This window comes from Stenotrophomonas sp. ESTM1D_MKCIP4_1 (assembly GCF_003086895.1).
GTDB lineage: Bacteria > Pseudomonadota > Gammaproteobacteria > Xanthomonadales > Xanthomonadaceae > Stenotrophomonas.
Map to the genome: position 1 here is coordinate 2,378,842 of NZ_CP026004.1, position 16,943 is coordinate 2,395,784.

18 protein-coding genes are annotated in these 16,943 nt (G+C 67.0%); 8 read left to right on the forward strand and 10 right to left on the reverse strand.

The window, feature by feature from the left end:
• Positions 1-65: 65 nt before the first annotated feature.
• Entirely contained in the window at positions 66-377 is a 312-nt protein-coding gene (locus C1924_RS10950; RefSeq protein WP_108765321.1) for a DUF3817 domain-containing protein, read from the reverse strand.
• 195 nt (positions 378-572) lie between these two features.
• Positions 573-1,511, reverse strand: a complete 939-nt coding sequence (locus C1924_RS10955) for a TIGR03571 family LLM class oxidoreductase (RefSeq protein ID WP_108765322.1) — start codon at positions 1,509-1,511, stop codon at positions 573-575.
• Between the two features lie 55 nt (positions 1,512-1,566).
• Between C1924_RS10955 and C1924_RS10960 the strand changes: the two genes are divergently transcribed.
• The gene (locus C1924_RS10960; protein ID WP_108765323.1) at positions 1,567-2,016 is read left to right on the forward strand and encodes a GNAT family N-acetyltransferase; all 450 of its coding nucleotides are present in this window, start codon (positions 1,567-1,569) and stop codon (positions 2,014-2,016) included.
• Between the two features lie 13 nt (positions 2,017-2,029).
• Here C1924_RS10960 and C1924_RS10965 read toward each other — a convergent pair whose 3' ends face one another.
• Positions 2,030-2,791 (reverse strand): SDR family oxidoreductase, encoded by a 762-nt coding sequence (locus C1924_RS10965; protein ID WP_108765324.1) that lies wholly within the window; start codon positions 2,789-2,791, stop codon positions 2,030-2,032.
• A gap of 102 nt (positions 2,792-2,893) precedes the next feature.
• On the opposite strand from C1924_RS10965, the gene C1924_RS10970 reads away from it, so the two are divergent.
• The 5 genes from C1924_RS10970 (at position 2,894) to C1924_RS10990 (ending at position 7,300) form a co-directional block, all read left to right on the forward strand.
• Positions 2,894-3,796, forward strand: coding sequence for a LysR family transcriptional regulator (locus tag C1924_RS10970; protein WP_108765325.1), 903 nt, complete (start codon positions 2,894-2,896; stop codon positions 3,794-3,796).
• A 169-nt stretch (positions 3,797-3,965) separates the two neighbouring features.
• Complete coding sequence (locus C1924_RS10975) at positions 3,966-5,480, forward strand: thioredoxin family protein (RefSeq protein WP_108765326.1); 1,515 nt, start codon at positions 3,966-3,968, stop codon at positions 5,478-5,480.
• Positions 5,481-5,745: 265 nt separating this feature from the next.
• Entirely contained in the window at positions 5,746-6,372 is a 627-nt protein-coding gene (locus C1924_RS10980; RefSeq protein ID WP_108765327.1) for a superoxide dismutase, read from the forward strand.
• Positions 6,372-6,950, forward strand: coding sequence for a flavin reductase family protein (locus C1924_RS10985; RefSeq protein WP_108765328.1), 579 nt, complete (start codon positions 6,372-6,374; stop codon positions 6,948-6,950). The genes C1924_RS10980 and C1924_RS10985 overlap by 1 nt, the downstream gene beginning before the upstream one ends.
• Positions 6,947-7,300 (forward strand): tetratricopeptide repeat protein, encoded by a 354-nt coding sequence (locus C1924_RS10990; protein ID WP_108765329.1) that lies wholly within the window; start codon positions 6,947-6,949, stop codon positions 7,298-7,300. Before C1924_RS10985 ends, C1924_RS10990 begins: the two co-directional genes overlap by 4 nt.
• A gap of 5 nt (positions 7,301-7,305) precedes the next feature.
• Here the strand turns inward: C1924_RS10990 and C1924_RS10995 are convergent, their stop codons facing one another.
• Both C1924_RS10995 and C1924_RS11000 read right to left on the reverse strand, forming a co-directional pair.
• Complete coding sequence (locus tag C1924_RS10995) at positions 7,306-8,454, reverse strand: acyl-CoA desaturase (protein WP_108765330.1); 1,149 nt, start codon at positions 8,452-8,454, stop codon at positions 7,306-7,308.
• A gap of 12 nt (positions 8,455-8,466) precedes the next feature.
• Positions 8,467-9,537 (reverse strand): ferredoxin reductase, encoded by a 1,071-nt coding sequence (locus C1924_RS11000; protein WP_254051117.1) that lies wholly within the window; start codon positions 9,535-9,537, stop codon positions 8,467-8,469.
• 92 nt (positions 9,538-9,629) lie between these two features.
• On the opposite strand from C1924_RS11000, the gene fabR reads away from it, so the two are divergent.
• A complete protein-coding gene (gene fabR / locus C1924_RS11005; protein WP_108765332.1) occupies positions 9,630-10,289 on the forward strand; it encodes an HTH-type transcriptional repressor FabR in 660 nt (219 codons plus the stop codon).
• 226 nt (positions 10,290-10,515) lie between these two features.
• Here fabR and mntR read toward each other — a convergent pair whose 3' ends face one another.
• On the reverse strand, positions 10,516-10,983 hold the full coding sequence (mntR, locus tag C1924_RS11010; RefSeq protein WP_108765333.1) for a manganese-binding transcriptional regulator MntR: 468 nt from the start codon (positions 10,981-10,983) through the stop codon (positions 10,516-10,518).
• 116 nt (positions 10,984-11,099) lie between these two features.
• On the opposite strand from mntR, the gene C1924_RS11015 reads away from it, so the two are divergent.
• Complete coding sequence (locus tag C1924_RS11015; protein ID WP_108765334.1) at positions 11,100-12,431, forward strand: Nramp family divalent metal transporter; 1,332 nt, start codon at positions 11,100-11,102, stop codon at positions 12,429-12,431.
• Between the two features lie 156 nt (positions 12,432-12,587).
• Here the strand turns inward: C1924_RS11015 and C1924_RS11020 are convergent, their stop codons facing one another.
• From C1924_RS11020 to C1924_RS11035, 4 genes are all read right to left on the reverse strand, one after another.
• The gene (locus C1924_RS11020; RefSeq protein ID WP_108765335.1) at positions 12,588-12,914 is read right to left on the reverse strand and encodes a thioredoxin family protein; all 327 of its coding nucleotides are present in this window, start codon (positions 12,912-12,914) and stop codon (positions 12,588-12,590) included.
• Entirely contained in the window at positions 12,886-13,389 is a 504-nt protein-coding gene (locus C1924_RS11025) for a flavodoxin (RefSeq protein ID WP_254051118.1), read from the reverse strand. The genes C1924_RS11020 and C1924_RS11025 overlap by 29 nt, the downstream gene beginning before the upstream one ends.
• Positions 13,379-14,419: a ribonucleotide-diphosphate reductase subunit beta gene (locus C1924_RS11030; RefSeq protein ID WP_108765337.1), complete on the reverse strand. Its 1,041-nt coding sequence runs from the start codon at positions 14,417-14,419 to the stop codon at positions 13,379-13,381. Before C1924_RS11030 ends, C1924_RS11025 begins: the two co-directional genes overlap by 11 nt.
• A 97-nt stretch (positions 14,420-14,516) precedes the next feature.
• Positions 14,517-16,880, reverse strand: coding sequence for a ribonucleoside-diphosphate reductase subunit alpha (locus C1924_RS11035; RefSeq protein WP_108765338.1), 2,364 nt, complete (start codon positions 16,878-16,880; stop codon positions 14,517-14,519).
• Positions 16,881-16,943 lie beyond the last annotated feature (63 nt).

Sequence of the window (16,943 nt, forward strand, 5' to 3'; positions counted from 1 at the left end):
TAAATGATAACGGCTCGTATTTGCATTTGATACCCATTCGCTGAAACGCGAATAACGCAGCGCCCTCAGCGTGGCGGGCGCCCTGCCAGCAGGCCACGGCGACGGAACCACCATTCCAGCGGCAGGGTGACCAGCGGCGGAAGGGCCGCCAGCAACGCCAGCGCACTGGCCCACCACGGCCAGCGCAGGCGGATGGCGGCAAACAAGGTGACGGCGACGTAGATCAGGAACGCCACGCCATGCAGAGGGCCGAACACCTTCACCAGGACGGGATTGGCATAGGCGCCGTACTTGAGCCACATGCCGAGGAGCAGGCCTGCCCAGGTAAGCGCTTCGATGAAGGCGACCACGGCGAACAGGCGCCCCGTGGGATGCATGGGAAGACGTCGCGTCACGCAGGGCTCCAGCAGTCGAGTCAAACGCGAATGATACGCAGATGCGCGCACTGTGTAGAGTCGAGCTTGCTCGACTGAACTTCGCTTTTGGTTGCGTTCGTATCCACGCCAAAAACATTCGAGCAAGCTCGACTCTACGAACGGCACGGCTTCATGCGCAGTCGAGCAGGCTCGGCGCTACGAACCCCGTGCCACCACTACCGGCAGGATGTGCGTGGCGATTTCGCCCAACACCTCATCCACTGCCCGCCCGTTGTCGACCAGATTGAACATCACATGGCCCACCCCCTGCGCGTGCACGCGCTGCAGATAGGCCCGCAGACCCTCGCGGCCCACCTTCAACCCCAGCGGCAAGGCCTCGGCCGGCGCCCGTGGGTCCGCCTGCAGGTCCAGCAGCATGGATTGCACGAAGGGCTTCGCTGCACCCTCACCCTGTGCCTGCTGCCAGAGACCGATACGCCCTTCCTGCGTCGCCTCTTCGCGGTGATACGTCGCCCACCCCTCCGCTTCACGGGCGATCCACTGCAGGCTCTGCCGCGCCGTGCCGACCACCAGCATGGGAATGCGCACCGAAGGCATCGGCAGCACGTCGAACCCTCCACTGGCATCGCGCGCCCGCGCATGCTCGGCCTCGATCGGCGACAGCGCCGCGCGCAGCAACGACCAGCGCTCGCGGAAGGTCGCGGCGCGGCCCTCCAGATCTTCGCCGAAGGCGGCGAATTCTTCCGGGCGGTCGCCTGAGCCCAGGCCAAGCACGAATCGTCCACCGCTGATCCGGTCCAGGCTCAGCGCGGATTTGGCTACATGCAGTGGATGCCGCAATGGCAGCACGATGGCGGCCGTCCCGAGCACGATGCGTTCGGTGGACGCGGCCAACAGGGCGAGCCACAGAAAGGGATCATCCAGCGCGCTGGCCGTGGCGTCGGGCCCCTGCGGCACCATCAGCGGCACATCACGGGTCCACAGTGCGGCAAAGCCAAGTGCATCGGCCAGGCGCGCGATCCGTCGGGCCTCTGCCAGATCGGCCAGGCCGTGCGCAGCCACGGGCGTCATCAGCCCCAGGGTCAAGCCGTCGCCTGCAAACAGGCCCGCATGGGCAACATTGAAGGGATACATGGAGCGAGCTTATCGTGTGGAACGGACACGTACCTCACCATGGAAGAAACACTGCATGCACCGCATCCGCCCTGCCCGCCCCGACGATGTGCCCGCCATCAGCGCCGTCTGCATCGCCGCCTTCCGTCACGCGGTTGCGCCGTCGCTCAGCGCACAGGGCGTGGCGACGTTCATGCAGGTGGCAGGCAGCGGCGCGTTCGCCGAACGCTTGCTGGGCGATAACTGCATTCTGGTGGCCGAGCAGGACGAGGACATCGTCGGCGTGGTCGAACTGAAGGAAGGCCGCCACCTGGCCATGCTCTTCGTCGCCCCGGCGTGGCAGGGCAAAGGCATCGGCCATGCCCTGCTGCAGGCCGTGCTGCCGCAGCTGCGCACGCCGGCGATGAGCGTGCGCGCCTCGTTGAACGCTGTGCCGACCTACCAGCGCTATGGCTTCGTGATCGACGGTGAGGTCGGCGAGTTCAACGGACTGGCCTACCAGCCGCTGACCCTCGCCGCCCCCTGATCCGCAGTCAGCGTCAGACGAACATGCCGCCGGAGGCTTCCACGCGCTGGCCATTGACCCAGCCGGTGGACGGCGACAGCAGCGCCACCACCACCGGGCCGATGTCATCGGGCAGGCCGGCGCGACCCAGTGCCGTGATCGAGGAGACCATGGCGTTCATCTGCGCATCGTCGCGCACCCGGCCGCCGCCGAAGTCCGTTTCAATGGCACCCGGCGCCAGCGTGTTGGCGCTGATGCCCCGCGCGCCCAGTTCCTTGGCCAGGTAACGGGTGAACACTTCGATGCCGCCCTTCATCATCGCGTAGGCCGAACTGCCCGGCAGCGAGAAGCGGGCCAGCCCGCTGGACACGTTGAGGATGCGGCCGCCGTCGGCGATGAGCGGCAGCAACGCCTGGGTCAGGAAGTACGGTCCCTTCAGGTGCACGGCCACGGCATGGTCGAACTGCGCTTCGGTGGTTTCGGCGATGGGGGCGTACAGGCCTTCACCGGCATTGTTGAGCAGGCCCTGCAGGCCGCTGACACCCCACTGCTGGAGCGCATCACGCAGCTGCACGGCAAACGCCGGGAAGGCCGCACTGTCGGCCACATCCAGTGGCAGTGCCACGGCGCGACGGCCCAGCGCCTGCACCTGCTGCACGACCTGCGCCGCAGCATCGGCCTGCGAACGATAGGTGATCACGATATCGGCACCGTCGGCCGCCAGGGCCAGCGCGGCGTTGCGGCCAAGGCCGCGGCTGCCACCGGTGATGAGAACGACACGGGAAGAAGACGTCATGGCGCGTACCTGTGTGAGAGAACGTGCCGACAGACTATTGGGATTGCCTGGACGCATAAATAGCGCGATCCTGATTTTACTGTTCAATCCAGACGAACAATCATGGACCGTCTCGACACCCTGCGCGTGTTCCTGCGCGTGACCGAACTGGGCTCGTTCACCCGTGCCGCCGACAGCCTGGGGCTGCCCAAGGCCAGCGTTTCCCAGGCCATCGCCCGGCTGGAAGCCGAACTGGGCACCCAGCTGCTGCACCGGACCACCCGCCGCGTGCACCTCACCGCCGACGGCGCCCAGCTGCAGCAACGGGCCCACGACCTGCTGGACGACATGGACGCGCTGCAGAACCTGTTCCGGCGCGCGACCGATGAACTCAGCGGCCGCCTGCGCGTGGACATGCCCGGCGGGATGGCCCGCAACCTGGTCATTCCACAGCTGCCGGCCTTTCTCGCCCGGCACCCTGGGCTTGAGGTCGAACTGAGCGTCACCGACCGCCGCGTGGACGTGGTGCGCGAAGGCTTCGACTGCGTGCTGCGGGTCGGCACGCTGGATGACAGCAGCCTGGTCGCGCGCACGCTGGGGCAGATGCGCATCCTCAACGTGGCCAGCCCGGCCTATCTGGCAGTGCACGGCACGCCACGCGAACTGGTCGACCTCGACCAGCATCGGCTGGTGCATTACGTCGGCACCTTGGGGCAGCGCTCACCCGGCTTTGAGTACTTCGACGGCCAGCGCTACCGCAGCTGGCCGATGCGCGGCGCACTGACGGTGAACAGCGCCGAGGGCTACAGCGCCGCCGCACTGGCCGGGCTGGGCATCATCCAGGTGCCGGACCTGGGCGTCCGCGAGGCGCTGCGCGACGGCCGCCTGGTGGAGGTGCTGCCCGACTGCCTGGCCGAACCGATGCCCGTGAACCTGCTCTACGCGCAACGCCGCCACCTGCCGCGGCGCGTCGAAGCCTTCATGACCTGGCTGGCCGGCCTGCTGGCGGCGGAGTTGCACGCGTAATGCCGGCCGACGGCCAACACCGCGCGCCTGGTAGTGCCGGCCGCTGGCCGGCAACCCCCACCCCACCGGCATATAACGCCCCGCATGCCGAACATAAGCAAACTGCATCAGCGCACGCCAGCGCGCTTCCTACAATGGCCCTTCACCCTGTTCCTTAGAGACGCTGCCGATGCGCGCTGCCCTACCCGTGTTGCTGCTGGCTACCGCGCTGAGCGCCTGTTCCCCCGCGCAGGCGCCGGTGGCGAGTGCGAACGCTGCCGAAGCCACGCCTGCCCCGGCCATTGCCTGGCGCCAGGGCGACGTGGACGATGCCTTCAACGAGGCCGCCGAAAGCGGCAAGCCGGTGCTGTTGTACTGGGGCGCAGTGTGGTGCCCGCCGTGCAACCAGCTGAAGGCCGGCCTGTTCAAGGACCCCGGCTTCATCGCGTTGACCCGCAAATTCGTGCCGGTGTACCTGGACGGTGACGAGGAAGGCGCGCAGGCATGGGGCGAGCGTTTCGGCGTGCGCGGCTACCCGACCCTGATCGTGCTGGACCCGCAGCGCAACGAGATCACCCGCGTGGCCGGCGGCAATGATGCCGCCGAGCTGACCCGCACCCTCACCGTGGCCGCCAACCGCCGCAGCGCCGTGGCCGAGACCCTGGCCACCGCCCTGACCGCGCCAGCCACGCTGGCCGCCGAGGACTGGCAGGTACTGGGCGACTACGGCTGGGAGGTGGACGCCAACCGCCTGGCCGGCCAACGCAAGGCGGACGATGTGCTGCGTCAGCTGGCCAAGGCCGCACCCGACCCCGCCCAGCAGCGCCGCTTCGCCCTGCTGGCATTGGCCACCGCAGAAAAGCCCACGGCCGCGCCCGCCGAAGTGCGCGAACTGCTGCAGGCCGTGCTCGCGCAGCCCACGGAAGTGCGGCGCAACCGCGAACTGCTGGGCTATGCCGGTGCCCGGCTGGTGAAGCAGGCAAGTGCCGGCCCGGCCAGCAGCAATGCACTGGGCCAGCAGTTGCTGGTGGCGCTGGAACGTGCCGATGCCGAGCGCGGCAACCGCGCCGACGATGCGTTGTCGCGCGTGCTGACCGAAGTCTCGCTGGCCCGCCAGCAGCAGCCCGAAGGGCCATTGCCCGCCGCGCTGGTGCAACGGGTCAAGCAGCGCGTGGCCGCCGCCGATGCCGCGGCCAAGGATGCGCATGCACGGCAGGCGACGATCAGCAGTGCCGTGTACGCCCTGCGCGAGGTTGGCGATGACGACGGTGCCGAAGCACTGCTGCTGGCCGAACTGCAGCGCAGCGAGCAGCCGTACTACTACATGCCGGAACTGGCCGAGCTGGCCGAGAAGCGCGGTGACACCGCCGGGGCGCTGGACTGGTTGAAGCGCGCCTATGACGGCGCACAAGGACCTGCCACCCGCGTGCAGTGGGGCGTGCTGTACGTGGAAGGGCTGTTGCGCCTGGCGCCGGACGACGCCGCACGCATCGAACAGGCCACCGACGCCTTGATCGCCGAACTGCAGGCCCAGCCTGCGGGATACCACCAGCGCACGCGGCAGCGGTTCGAGCGGCTGGCGGTGCAGCTGAAGGCCTGGGGTGGAAAGCACCACGGCGCAGAGACACTGGCCCGCTTGCAGCAGCGCATGCAGCAGGCCTGTGGCGAACAGGCTGACAGCGCATGCAAGGGCTGGTTGAGCTGACGCGCGCAACCGGCCCCGTGGCAGGGTAGTGCCGGCCGCTGGCCGGCAGCTCCTTGCCGCCTGATTGCCGGCCAGCAGCCGGCATTACCGTGCACCCCGTCGATCCTCGATTGCCGGCCAGCGGCCGGCGCTACCCTGCGTTCCGTGAACCTGGTAGTACCGGCCGCTGGCCGGCATGCCAACTCCGCTTGACCTCAACCAAAGTTGAGGTGCGATAACAGCACTCCACCGGCCAGACCGCTGGCCTTCCCTGGAGACTGTTGCAATGCCGTACTCGCTTCCCGCCCTGCCCTACGCCTGCGATGCCCTGGAACCGCACTTCGATGCGCGCACGATGGACATCCACCACAGCAAGCATCACCAGACCTACATCAACAATCTCAATGCCGCGCTCGAACAGGCCGGCATCGCCGAGATGCCGGTTGAAACCCTGATCGCCGATCTGGACGCGCTGCCCGAGCCCCTGCGCGGCACGGTGCGCAACAACGGCGGCGGCCACGCCAATCACAGCCTGTTCTGGACCGTACTGAGCCCCACCGGGGGCGCACCGGACGCCGTACTGGCTGCGGCGATCGACCGTGATCTCGGCGGCTTCGAGGCGTTCAAGGACGCCTTCAGCAAGGCCGCGCAGACCCGCTTCGGCAGCGGCTGGGCCTGGCTGACCACCGATCGCGACGGACACCTGAAGATCGAAAGCAGCGCCAACCAGGACAGCCCGCTGATGGGTGCTGCGGTCGGCCTGTCCGGCAATACCCCCATCCTGGCCCTGGATGTGTGGGAACACGCCTATTACCTGCATTACCAGAACCGCCGCCCGGACTACATCGGCGCGTTCTTCAACATCATCGACTGGGCCGAGGTCGGCCGTCGCTATCGCCAGGCGCGCGCCTGATGGACACGGACGACGCTGCCTACGCCGGCCCGTGGGCGGGCATCTTCCCGGCGCCGGCACCGGCGCCGTCGGTAGACCTGCCGCCGCGCGCACTGCGCCGGCTGCTGGGCCACTACCCGACCGGCGTGGCCATCGTCAGCGCGCGCGACGCGCGGGGCAGGCCACACGGACTGACCATCAACTCGTTCGTACCCGTCTCGCTGCAACCACCGCTGGTGCTGTGGAATCTCGCCCTGCACGCACAGAGCCTGCGTGTGTTCCAGCGCGCCACGCGGTTCACGATCAGTGTGCTCGGCAGCGGACAGGACGCCCTGGCCCGGCGCTTCGCCGACCCGAAGGTACGTGACCGCTTCGAGGCGGTACCGGTGCTCGATGATGATACGGATGCGCCGCCGCGCATTGCCGGCGCTGTCGCGCATCTGGACTGCAGCCGCCATGCGCAATGGCCGTTGGGTGACCACCTGCTGCTGGCCGGACGCATCATCGCCGTGCAGGAAACCGGCGGCGCGCCCCTGCTGTTCCACCGCGGCCGCTTCCTGGCGGGGCCGCTTGAACACCTGCACGAGGTACCCCGATGAACATCGACGCGCTTCAGGCCTTGCTGGCCAGCGGCAAGGACAGCGCACTGCTGCGTTTCGGCCTGGGCACGCGCTGGCTGGATGCCGGCAACCCGGTGCAGGCGGCCACGCATCTGGCGCGCTGCGTGGCACTGGACCCCGACTACTCGGCGGCGTGGAAGCTGCTGGGCAAGGCTTGGCTGGCCGGTGGCCAACCGGAGGCGGCGCGCGCGGCCTGGCAGCGCGGGCTCAGCGTGGCCGGCAGCAAGGGCGACCAGCAGGCGCGCAGGGAAATGCAGGTGTTCCTGCGCCGGCTGGAACGTGCCGCGAAGGACAGCGATCCAGCGGCGCTGCGGGCCGACGCCCGCTGAAGGGCTCAGCCCGCGTTGGCGGGCGCCGGTGCCGGCAGGATGTCCGGCATCGGCAGGCGGCGCGGCTTGCTCGGGAAGGCATGTCGCAGGATGCGCCAGACCACCTGCGCGAACTGGCGCGGCAGCGAACCGTTGTTGTAGTGCTGGCCGTAGCGGCGGCAGATCTCCTTCACTTCCTTGGCGATGGCCGCATAGCGGTTGGCCGGCAGATCCGGGTAGAAGTGGTGCTCGATCTGGTGGCTGAGGTTGCCCGACAGCACGTTGATGATGAAGCCACCGCTGATGTTGGACGAGCCGCGCAGCTGGCGCAGGTACCAGTGGCCGCGCGATTCATTGCGCAGGCATTCCTTCGGGAAGGTTTCCGATTCGGCGGTGAAGTGGCCGCAGAAGATGATGACGTAGGTCCAGACGTTGCGCATGCCGTTGGCCACCAGGTTGCCCAGCATCACCGGCAGGAAGAACGGGCCGGCCAGCAGCGGGAAGAACACGTAGTCCTTCAGCACCTGGCGAAGCATCTTGCGCGCGACCGGACGGGTCTGCAGCCACATCGCACGGCTGCTGATGCGGCCCTTGAACCAGCGGCCCAGGCGCAGGTCCTGTGCGGCCACGCCCCACTGGAACAGCAGCGCGAAGATCGGCGCGATGATCGGCTGCATCAGGTAGAACGGCGACCAGCGCTGTTCCGGGAAGATGCGCAGCAGGCCATAGCCGATGTCATCGTCCATGCCGCGCACGTTGGTGTAGGTGTGGTGGCGGAAGTTGTGCGTCTTGCGCCAGTTGTCGCCGGTGGCAACGATGTCCCACTCGTAGGTGTTGCCGTTGAGCTTGGGGTCGCCGGTCCAGTCGTACTGGCCGTGCATCACGTTATGGCCCAGCTCCATGTTTTCCAGGATCTTGGCCAGCGCCAGCAGCAGCGTGCCGGCGATGCAGGCCGGCCACAGCAGCGGCGCCCAGAACAGCGGCGAGAACGCACCCAGGAACAGCAGGCCACGGCCCAGCACGCCCGACCAGCGCACAGCGGCGGCCACGCGGCGGATGTAGCGGGTGTCGGAGGCGCCGAGGCTGCCCAGGATACGGTCGCGGATCGCGTCGAGCTCGGCACCGAAGGCGTTCATCTCGGCTGGGCTCAGGGCACGGTCGGAAGCGCGGGTCATGGCAGCAGGTCCTCAGAGATCCAAAGTCAGGTCGGTGGTCGGTGCGCTTACGCAGATCCGCACCGGCTGTGCCGTTTCGGATTGCATTTCACCCGTGCGCAGGTGGCGGGTGGTGCCACTGACGCGGTCACAGGTGCAGCTGTTGCAGATGCCCATGCGGCAGCCGTGCTTGGGCTTGATGCCCTGCGCTTCCAGGCTTTCCAGCAGCGAACGGCCACGGGCCACTTTCAGCTGGCGGCCGCTGCGGGCCAGGGTCAGGGCGATCTCGCCGACGCTGTCGGCATCACTGAGCGGTGCCGGCGGAGTGAAGGCCTCGGCCTGGAAACCGGCCACCTGGTGCACCAGGCGGTGGCGCGCGGCGGCAACGAAGCCATCCGGGCCACAGGCCAGCACGTGGCGCTGGGCCAGCGGCGTATCGTCGCCGGGCACCTGCAGGGAATGGGTATCGATGCGCGCGGCCGGCACCTCGCCTTCGCGGGTGGTCAGCAGGTGCACGCGCAGGTTCGGCGTGGCCGCAGCCAGTGCCCGCAACTCATCGGCGAACTGGAAGGCGGCAGCGTTGCGCTCCCAGTAAAACAGATCGACCGGCGCAGCCAGCGGGCGGCCGCAGGCCTCACGCAGCAGGCTGCGCATGGGCGTGATGCCGCTGCCCGCGGCCAGCAGCAGGACCGGCGCCGCGGCGGGCATGTGGAAATCGCCGAAGGCCGCGTCCAGCCGGAACAGCTCACCCGGCCTGGCGTGATGGACCAGGTGCTGGCTGACCGCACCGCCGTCGACCGCCTTCACGGTGATGGCCAGCTCGCGGCGGCCCAATGCGGTCGGGCTGTAGCTGCGGCGCAATACGCGCCCTTCAAGCTCCACGCCCAGGGTGATGTGCTGGCCCGCGCGCATGCCGGCCCAATGCCGGTTGCAGCGCAGGACAAGGGTGGAAGCGCCCTCGCCGGCCGGCTCGCGGCGGATCAGGCGGGCCAGCGGCTCGCGCAGGGTCCACAGCGGATTGAGCTGGCCGGCCCAGAAATCGAACAGCGACGGCGACAGCCAGCGGAACGGGGAAAACAGGGACGGACGGATCACGGCGCTCATGGCCGCACTATACGGCCGCACATACACCTGTGTATACATGTGTATATTGAACCGGATTGGGTATGATTCAGCCTCGTCCCCCCGGAAGTCCCATGGCCGCTGCCACCGTCCTGTCGCCGCCCGAAGATTCCAACAGCCCGGCCCGCCGCACGGTGAGCCGCGAGGACCTGCTGGCCGCCGCCCTGAAACTGATCGGGCCGCACCGCAGCCTGTCCACGCTGAGCCTGCGCGAAGTCGCGCGCGAAGCCGGCATCGCGCCCAACAGCTTCTATCGGCAGTTCCGCGACATGGACGAACTGGCCGTGGCGCTCATCGACGTGGCCGGCCGCTCACTGCGCACCATCATCGGCGAGGCCCGGCAACGCGCCACCTCCAGCGCGACCAGCGTCGTGCGCGTGTCGGTGGAAACCTTCATGGAGCAGTTGCGCGCGGACGACAAGCTGCTGCACGTGCTGCTGCGAGAGGGCGCGGTGGGCTCGGACGATTTCAAGCACGCGGTGGAACGCGAGCTGCATTACTTCGAAGAAGAGCTGCAGCACGACCTGGTGCGCCTGGCGGCCCTGGACGGCGCCCGCCTCTACAAGCCCGAACTGGTGGCCACCGCCATCACCCGGCTGGTGTTTGCCATGGGCGCAACCGCCATGGATCTGCCGCCGGAGAAAGACCCGGAACTGATCGAACAGATTTCCACGATGATCCGCATGATCATCGTCGGCGCCCGCACCCCGGCCGCCTTCCGCCGCGGCCGGTAACCGCCGGGGTCGGCCGGCAAAGTAGATCCACGCCATGCGTGGATGGAATCTGTCAGATATCGAAGGAATTCATCCACGCATGGCGTGGATCTACCGTCAGGCAACGCCTCAAACAGCGCCAGCGCCTGCTCGCTGACATGGTGCCCGCCGGGGTCGGATCCGTTTACGCAGGAAACGGCTCTGCCCCCCTGCGCCGGAAACATCCACGCATCGCGTGGATCTACCGTCAGGCGCCGCCCTCGGCCTTGCGCACGAACGCTTCAAACAGCGCCAGGGTCTGCTCACTGACATGATGTTCGATGCCCTCGGCATCGCGCCGCGCGGTATCGGGGTCCACGCCCAGTGCCAGCAGAAAACGCTCCACGGTCTGGTGCCGCTCGCGGCTGGCATGGGCCAGCGCCTCGCCTTCCGGCGTCAGGAACACGCCCCGGTAAGGACGCTGCACGACCCAGCCATCCCGCGCCAGGCGCCGCAGCATTTTCGCCACCGTTGGCTGGGCCACGCCCAGACGGGTCGCGATGTCCACCTGGCGCGCTTCGCCGCCATCGGCCAGCAGGTCGGAAATGAGTTCGACGTAGTCTTCGACCAGCTCCATCCGGTGTGCCTCGCGCACCTGCCGGAAGCTCTCGACCTGGCGCTCGGCCTCGATCAAGGGAGGATTCTTTGCCGATGTCGAAGCGCTTGTCCTGCTCACGCGTGTGCCTGTCCTGCCGCTGTGTTCCGGGTCTGAACCTGAATTCTGGACCAGTGACGCAGTAAAGACGATTGTTTCACATTGCTAATGGATATAGCAGTGGCTATATTGAGGCCATGAACACTGCCGCGCCCACCGATTCCCCGGCCGCCCCTGCGGCCAGCCTGGGTGCGCTCAACGCCTCGGTGGCGGTGCCCGAAAAAGGGCACTGGTGGTTCCGCCTGCTGGCCTTCCTCGGCCCGGGCTACATGGTCTCCGTCGGCTACATGGACCCCGGCAACTGGGCCACCGACCTGGCCGGCGGCTCGCGCTTCGGCTACCTGCTGCTGTCGGTCATCCTCGTTTCCAACCTGATGGCGGTCATCCTGCAGGCCCTGTCGGCCCGGCTGGGCATCGCCACCGGCACGGATCTGGCCCAGGCCTGCCGGGCCCGCTACCCCAGGCCGGTGAACCTGGCGCTCTGGGGCCTGTGCGAAGCGGCCATCATCGCCTGCGACCTGGCCGAGGTGATCGGCACGGCCATCGCATTGAAGCTGCTGTTCGACCTGCCGCTGCTGTGGGGTGCGGTGATCACCGCGCTGGACACGCTGCTGGTGCTTCTGCTGATGAACCGCGGCTTCCGCGCACTGGAAGCCTTCGTCATCGCCCTGCTGATGATCATCTTCGGCTGCTTCATGGTGCAGATCGCGCTGGCCGCGCCGCCGGTGATGGAAGTGCTGGGCGGGTTCATCCCGCACACGCAGGTGGTCACCGATCCGCATGCGCTGTACATCGCCATCGGCATCATCGGCGCCACGGTCATGCCGCATAACCTGTACCTGCATTCTTCCATCGTGCAGACCCGCGCCTACCCGCGTACCGATGCCGGCCGCCGCAGCGCCCTGCGCTGGGCGGTGACCGACAGCACGATTGCGCTGACCCTGGCGCTGTTCATCAACGCCAGCATCCTGATCCTGGCGGCGGCGGTGTTCCATGCCAACGGCCGGTTCGACGTTGAAGACATCGAACAGGCCCACCAGCTGCTGGCACCGATGCTGGGGGTTGGCCTGGCCTCGACCTTGTTCGCGGTGGCCCTGCTCGCCTCCGGCCTGAACTCCACCGTCACCGCCACCCTGGCCGGGCAGATCGTGATGGAAGGCTTTCTCAACCTGCGGCTGCCGCCGTGGCTGCGGCGATTGATCACCCGTGCGCTGGCGATCATTCCGGTGGTGGTGGTGATCCTGCTGTTCGGCGACCAGGGCGCGGTGAAGCTGCTGGTGCTGAGCCAGGTGGTGCTGTCGATGCAGTTGCCGTTCGCCATCATTCCGCTGGTACGGCTGGTCACCGACAAGGCCACGATGGGGGCGCTGGTGGCCCCCCGCTGGCTGGGCAGCGTCGCCTGGCTGATTGCCGTGGTGATCGTGGCGCTGAACGTAAAACTGCTGGTGGATACCTTCGCCGGCGGGTAACCCAGAATGCCGGGGTCGGATCCCTTGCTGCAGGCAAGGGCTCTGACCCCGATGCTTCAGTAGATCCACGCCACGCGTGGATGCTTTTGCGTCGTTGCGGGGTCGGAGCCCTTGCCTGCGGCAAGGGATCCGACCCCACGCCTGGATGCCCCGGCGCTACAGATGCAAGGCGATCGCTGCTTCAATCTGCTGCGGCGACTGGAACCCGGCCAACCGCTGTCGCTCGTCGCCGTCACGGAACAACGACAACGTCGGCGTCTGCCGCAGCCCCAGCTCACGGAAGAACGCCTCGCCCAGCACTTCAAGCTGCACGCGCAGCAGCGTGGTGCCCTGCCCCGCCGCGCTGTTGGCAACGCGGTGCAGCGACATCTCCAGCATCCGGCAACCCGGGCACTGGTCCTTGTGGAAGTCGACCAGCACCCGTGGGTGCTCGGCCAGCAGCTGCTGGAACTGCTCAGGCGTGGTGGCGTCGATGATCTGCATCGTGGGTACTCCAATAGTGAGCCAGGACCGTCGCGGTCCAGGCGTCGATCGCCACGGCATCGCGCGCGCCATGCGGCATCTGCTCAATTTCCAAAGGCGGGTAGCGGCTGTTGAAATAGCGGATCAGCCGGTGCACGGCACCGCAGTAGTACTCCTGCCCCCACTGCGTTTCCCCGGTACCAAACACCGCCACCTCGCGCAGACGTTCGCCCCGCTCGACCACGCCGGCCACCCAGGCCTTCATCTCGGCAGGCGTGCGCCCGGCGTTGTCGGTCCAGCTGCCCAGCAGCACAAGATCGGCTTCATCGGCTGCCAGCGACGGCGGCGTGCGCAGGTCATCCGCTTCGTGCCAATGCACCGCATGCCCGGCCGCCGCGCAGCGCGCCTGGATATGCCGGCCCAGTTCCCGTGTATTGCCGCTCAGCGACGCCACCACCAACAGGATGCGCAGCGCTGGGCCAGGCTCAGAGATCATCGAAGCCGTTGTCGACGTTGGTCTTCTTGTAGCTGGCATTGCGCATCTCGAAGAAGTCGGTCTTGGTTTCTGTGAAATTGTCGGCGTAGGCCTTGATCCACGGCATCACGTTGTCGGTGGTATCGCTGTACAGGCGCTCGATGCCCAGCATGCCGGCCATCTTGTTGGCGCGGTACTTCACGTAGCGCACCATCTCCTCCACATCGATGCCGTCGATGCCGTCCAGCACTTCCGAGGACCACTGGGTTTCCAGTGTGATGGCATGCTCGAACGCCTGGTGCACGTAGGCGGTCAGCTCGTTGGTCTGCAGCGCGGGGTTCTCGCCGATGATGGCGCGGATGAGCTCGCTGATGAACTTGGTGTGGGCCAGCTCGTCACGGTTGATGAAACTGATGATCTTGCCGGTGCCGGTCATGCGGTTCTGCCGCACCATGTTGTAGAAGTACGCGAAACCGGAATAGAAGTTGATGCCTTCCAGGATGGACGACTGGATGAGTGACTTCAGCAGCGTCTCGGCGGTCTTCTCGCGCATGAAATCGTCATACGCTCCCATGATCGGTGCGTTGCGCTGGATGATGGTCGGGTGCGTCCGCGCGATCTCGAAGATGCGGTTCTGGTTGGGCAGATCGGTGATCGACGCCAGCACGTAGCTGTAGCTTTCGTTGTGGATCACTTCCTGCTGGCCGATGATCGCCGCATTGGCATGCGCTGCGGGATCGGTGATGTATTCGGCCACGTTGTAGATGAAGCGGGTCTGTGGCGAATCCAGCGTGGCCAGCAGGCCGATGATCGAGTCGTAGGCATTCTTCTCGCGGCCGGACAGCTCGCCGTACTGGCGCGCGTCCAGTTTCATGTCCACCTCGTCGGGGATCCAGAAGTTGGTCGACAGCTCCTTGTAGGCCCGGTAGAACGAGGGGTACGGGATGTCGTTCCAGTTGAGGATGCCGCTGGTACGGCCGTTGATGATGCCGGTGCTGCGGTTGGGGTGGCGCGGTTCGAGGATCTTGATGCGGTCGAGGGGGGTTGCCATGGTGGTCTGCCTTCGTTCTTTTTCAGCGTGTTGCCGGCCAGCGGCCGGCACTACCGTCCGTCACGGGTTGCCGGCCAGCGGCCGGCACTACCTGTGCTCAGCTTGAGCACCACTCGCATTCGCTGATGTCGATATCGTTCGAGCGCACGTAGTACGTGGTCTTCAGACCCTCGCGCCATGCGGTCAGGTGCAGTTCCAGCAGCGTGCTGGCGCGGATGGTGCTGGGCACGTACAGGTTGAAGCTGATGGCCTGGTCGACATGGCGCTGGCGCCGTGCGTTCTGCCGCACGCTGGCGAACTGGTCCACCTTGTAGGCGCCCTTTTCATAGTACGGCCAGGTTTCCAGCGACAACCCCGGCGCGGCCACCGGGCGACGGAAGTCCTTCTTTTCCTCGTAGTAGAACGCGCTGTAGATCGGGTCGATCGACGCGGTGGAGCCGGCAATCTGCGCGGTGCTCATGTTCGGCGCCACCGCCAGCAGCCAGCCGTTGCGCAGGCCATGGGTGCCGACATCGCGGGCCAGCGCCTCCCAGTCGCCGCCCTCGTAGCGGCGGTCACGGAAGTAGGCACCGGTCTGCCAATCGCTGCCGGCGAACATCGGGTAACTGCCCTTCTCACGCGCCAGTTGCGCGCTGGCGCGGATGGTCAGGAAGTTGATGCGCTCGAACAGCGTGTCCGACAGCACCTCGGCCTCGGGCGTTTCCCAATGGATGCCCTGCTGGGCCAGCAGATGGTGCCAGCCGAAGGTGCCCAGGCCGATGGCCCGGTACTTGCGGTTGGTGATGGTGGCCTGCGGCACCGGCAGCGCATTGAGGTCGATGACATTGTCGAGCATGCGCACCTGGATCGGAATCAGGCGCTCCAGCACATCCTTGGCCAGCAGATCGTCGGGGGCGGTGATGGCCCGGCCCAGGTTGATCGAGGACAGATTGCAGACCACGAAATCGCCGGCACGCCGGGTGGTGACGATCTGGTCACCGCTGACGATCTCCTGGATCATCCGCGTCGGGCTCATGTTCTGCAGGATCTCGGTGCACAGGTTGCTGGAATACACCATGCCCGCGTGCTTGTTCGGGTTCCTGCGGTTCACTTCATCGCGGTAGAACAGGAACGGGTTGCCGGTTTCCAGCTGGCTGACCATGATCCTCTTGAACAGATCGATGGCTCGCACGGTGCGGCGGCTGATCCGCTCATCGCTCACCAGTTCGGCATAGCGCTCGCGGAAGCTGCCCGCACCGCGCGTCTCATCGTAGAAGTCCTGCAGGTACCAGCCCTTGGCCTGCTTCACTTCATGCGGGTCGAACAGGTACCAGTCGGCGCGGCGCTCCACCGCCTCCATGAACAGATCGGGCACGCAGACGGCGGTGAACACATCGTGCGCGCGCAGCCGCTGGTCGCCGTTGTTCAGGCGCAGGTCGAGGAACGCCTCGATATCGCGGTGCCAGATATCCAGATACACCGCCACCGCACCCTTGCGCTGGCCAAGCTGGTCGACCGACACGGCGGTGTTGTTGAGCTGCTTGATCCACGGCACCACGCCGCCGGAGGAATTGGGCACGCCACGGATCGGCGCACCGCTGCTGCGCACATAGCCCAGGTAGGCACCTACGCCGCCACCGTGCTTGGACACACGGGCGATATCGGTGTTGGAGTCATAGATGCCCTGCAGACTGTCATCCACCGTGTCGATGAAGCAGCTCGACAGCTGCCCACCGACCTTGCCGGCGTTGGCCAGCGTGGGCGTCGCGACGGTCATGTACAGGTTCGAGAGCGCCCAGTACGCCTCGCCCACCAGCTGCATGCGGCGCTCCCGTGGCTTCTCGTCCTGCATCAGGTACAGGGCGATGGTCAGCCAGCGCTCCTGCGGCAGCTCATAGACTTCGCGGCTGCGGTCGCTGGCGAGGTAGCGCGTGGCCAGCAGGTACAACCCGTTGTAGGCGAACAGGCGGTCGCGCTCCGGGTCGATCATCTGCCCGGCCTGCTGCAGTTCGTCCTTGGAATAGCAGCGCAGGATGTCGTTGCCGTACACGCCGCGGTCGGCCAGGCTTTCCTGCAGGCCCACGTACGAACCGTACTTCAGGCTGACATCGTAGAAGCGGTTGCGGCTGGCACGCTTGTACAGGCGGCGCAGGTACAGCCGCGCCGCGAACTGCTCCCATTCGGGGGCCACCAGGTCCACGCGCGATTCCGCCTCACGGATCAGCAGGTCCACCAGGTCGTCGGCGCTGATGCTGGGCTTGCGCTCGACCATCGCCTGCACGACACGGCGGTAGTCGCTGGCGTCCAGCTGCGGGAACTCGGCGTGCACCTCGTCGATGCTGCGTTGCAGGCGTGGTGCATCGAATGGCAGGCGACGGTTGCCCGCCTCCTTGGTGATCCAGGTCGGCACGCGCTCGCCACCGGCGTGCATGGCGTCGCCGGCGCCGGCCAGATCGGCCGCGCGGTAGGTACTGTCGGTCATTGTCCTGCGTCTCCAGGCACGCGCGCGTCGTGGCGTCGATGCCATGGCGGCCCTGCGCGCGAT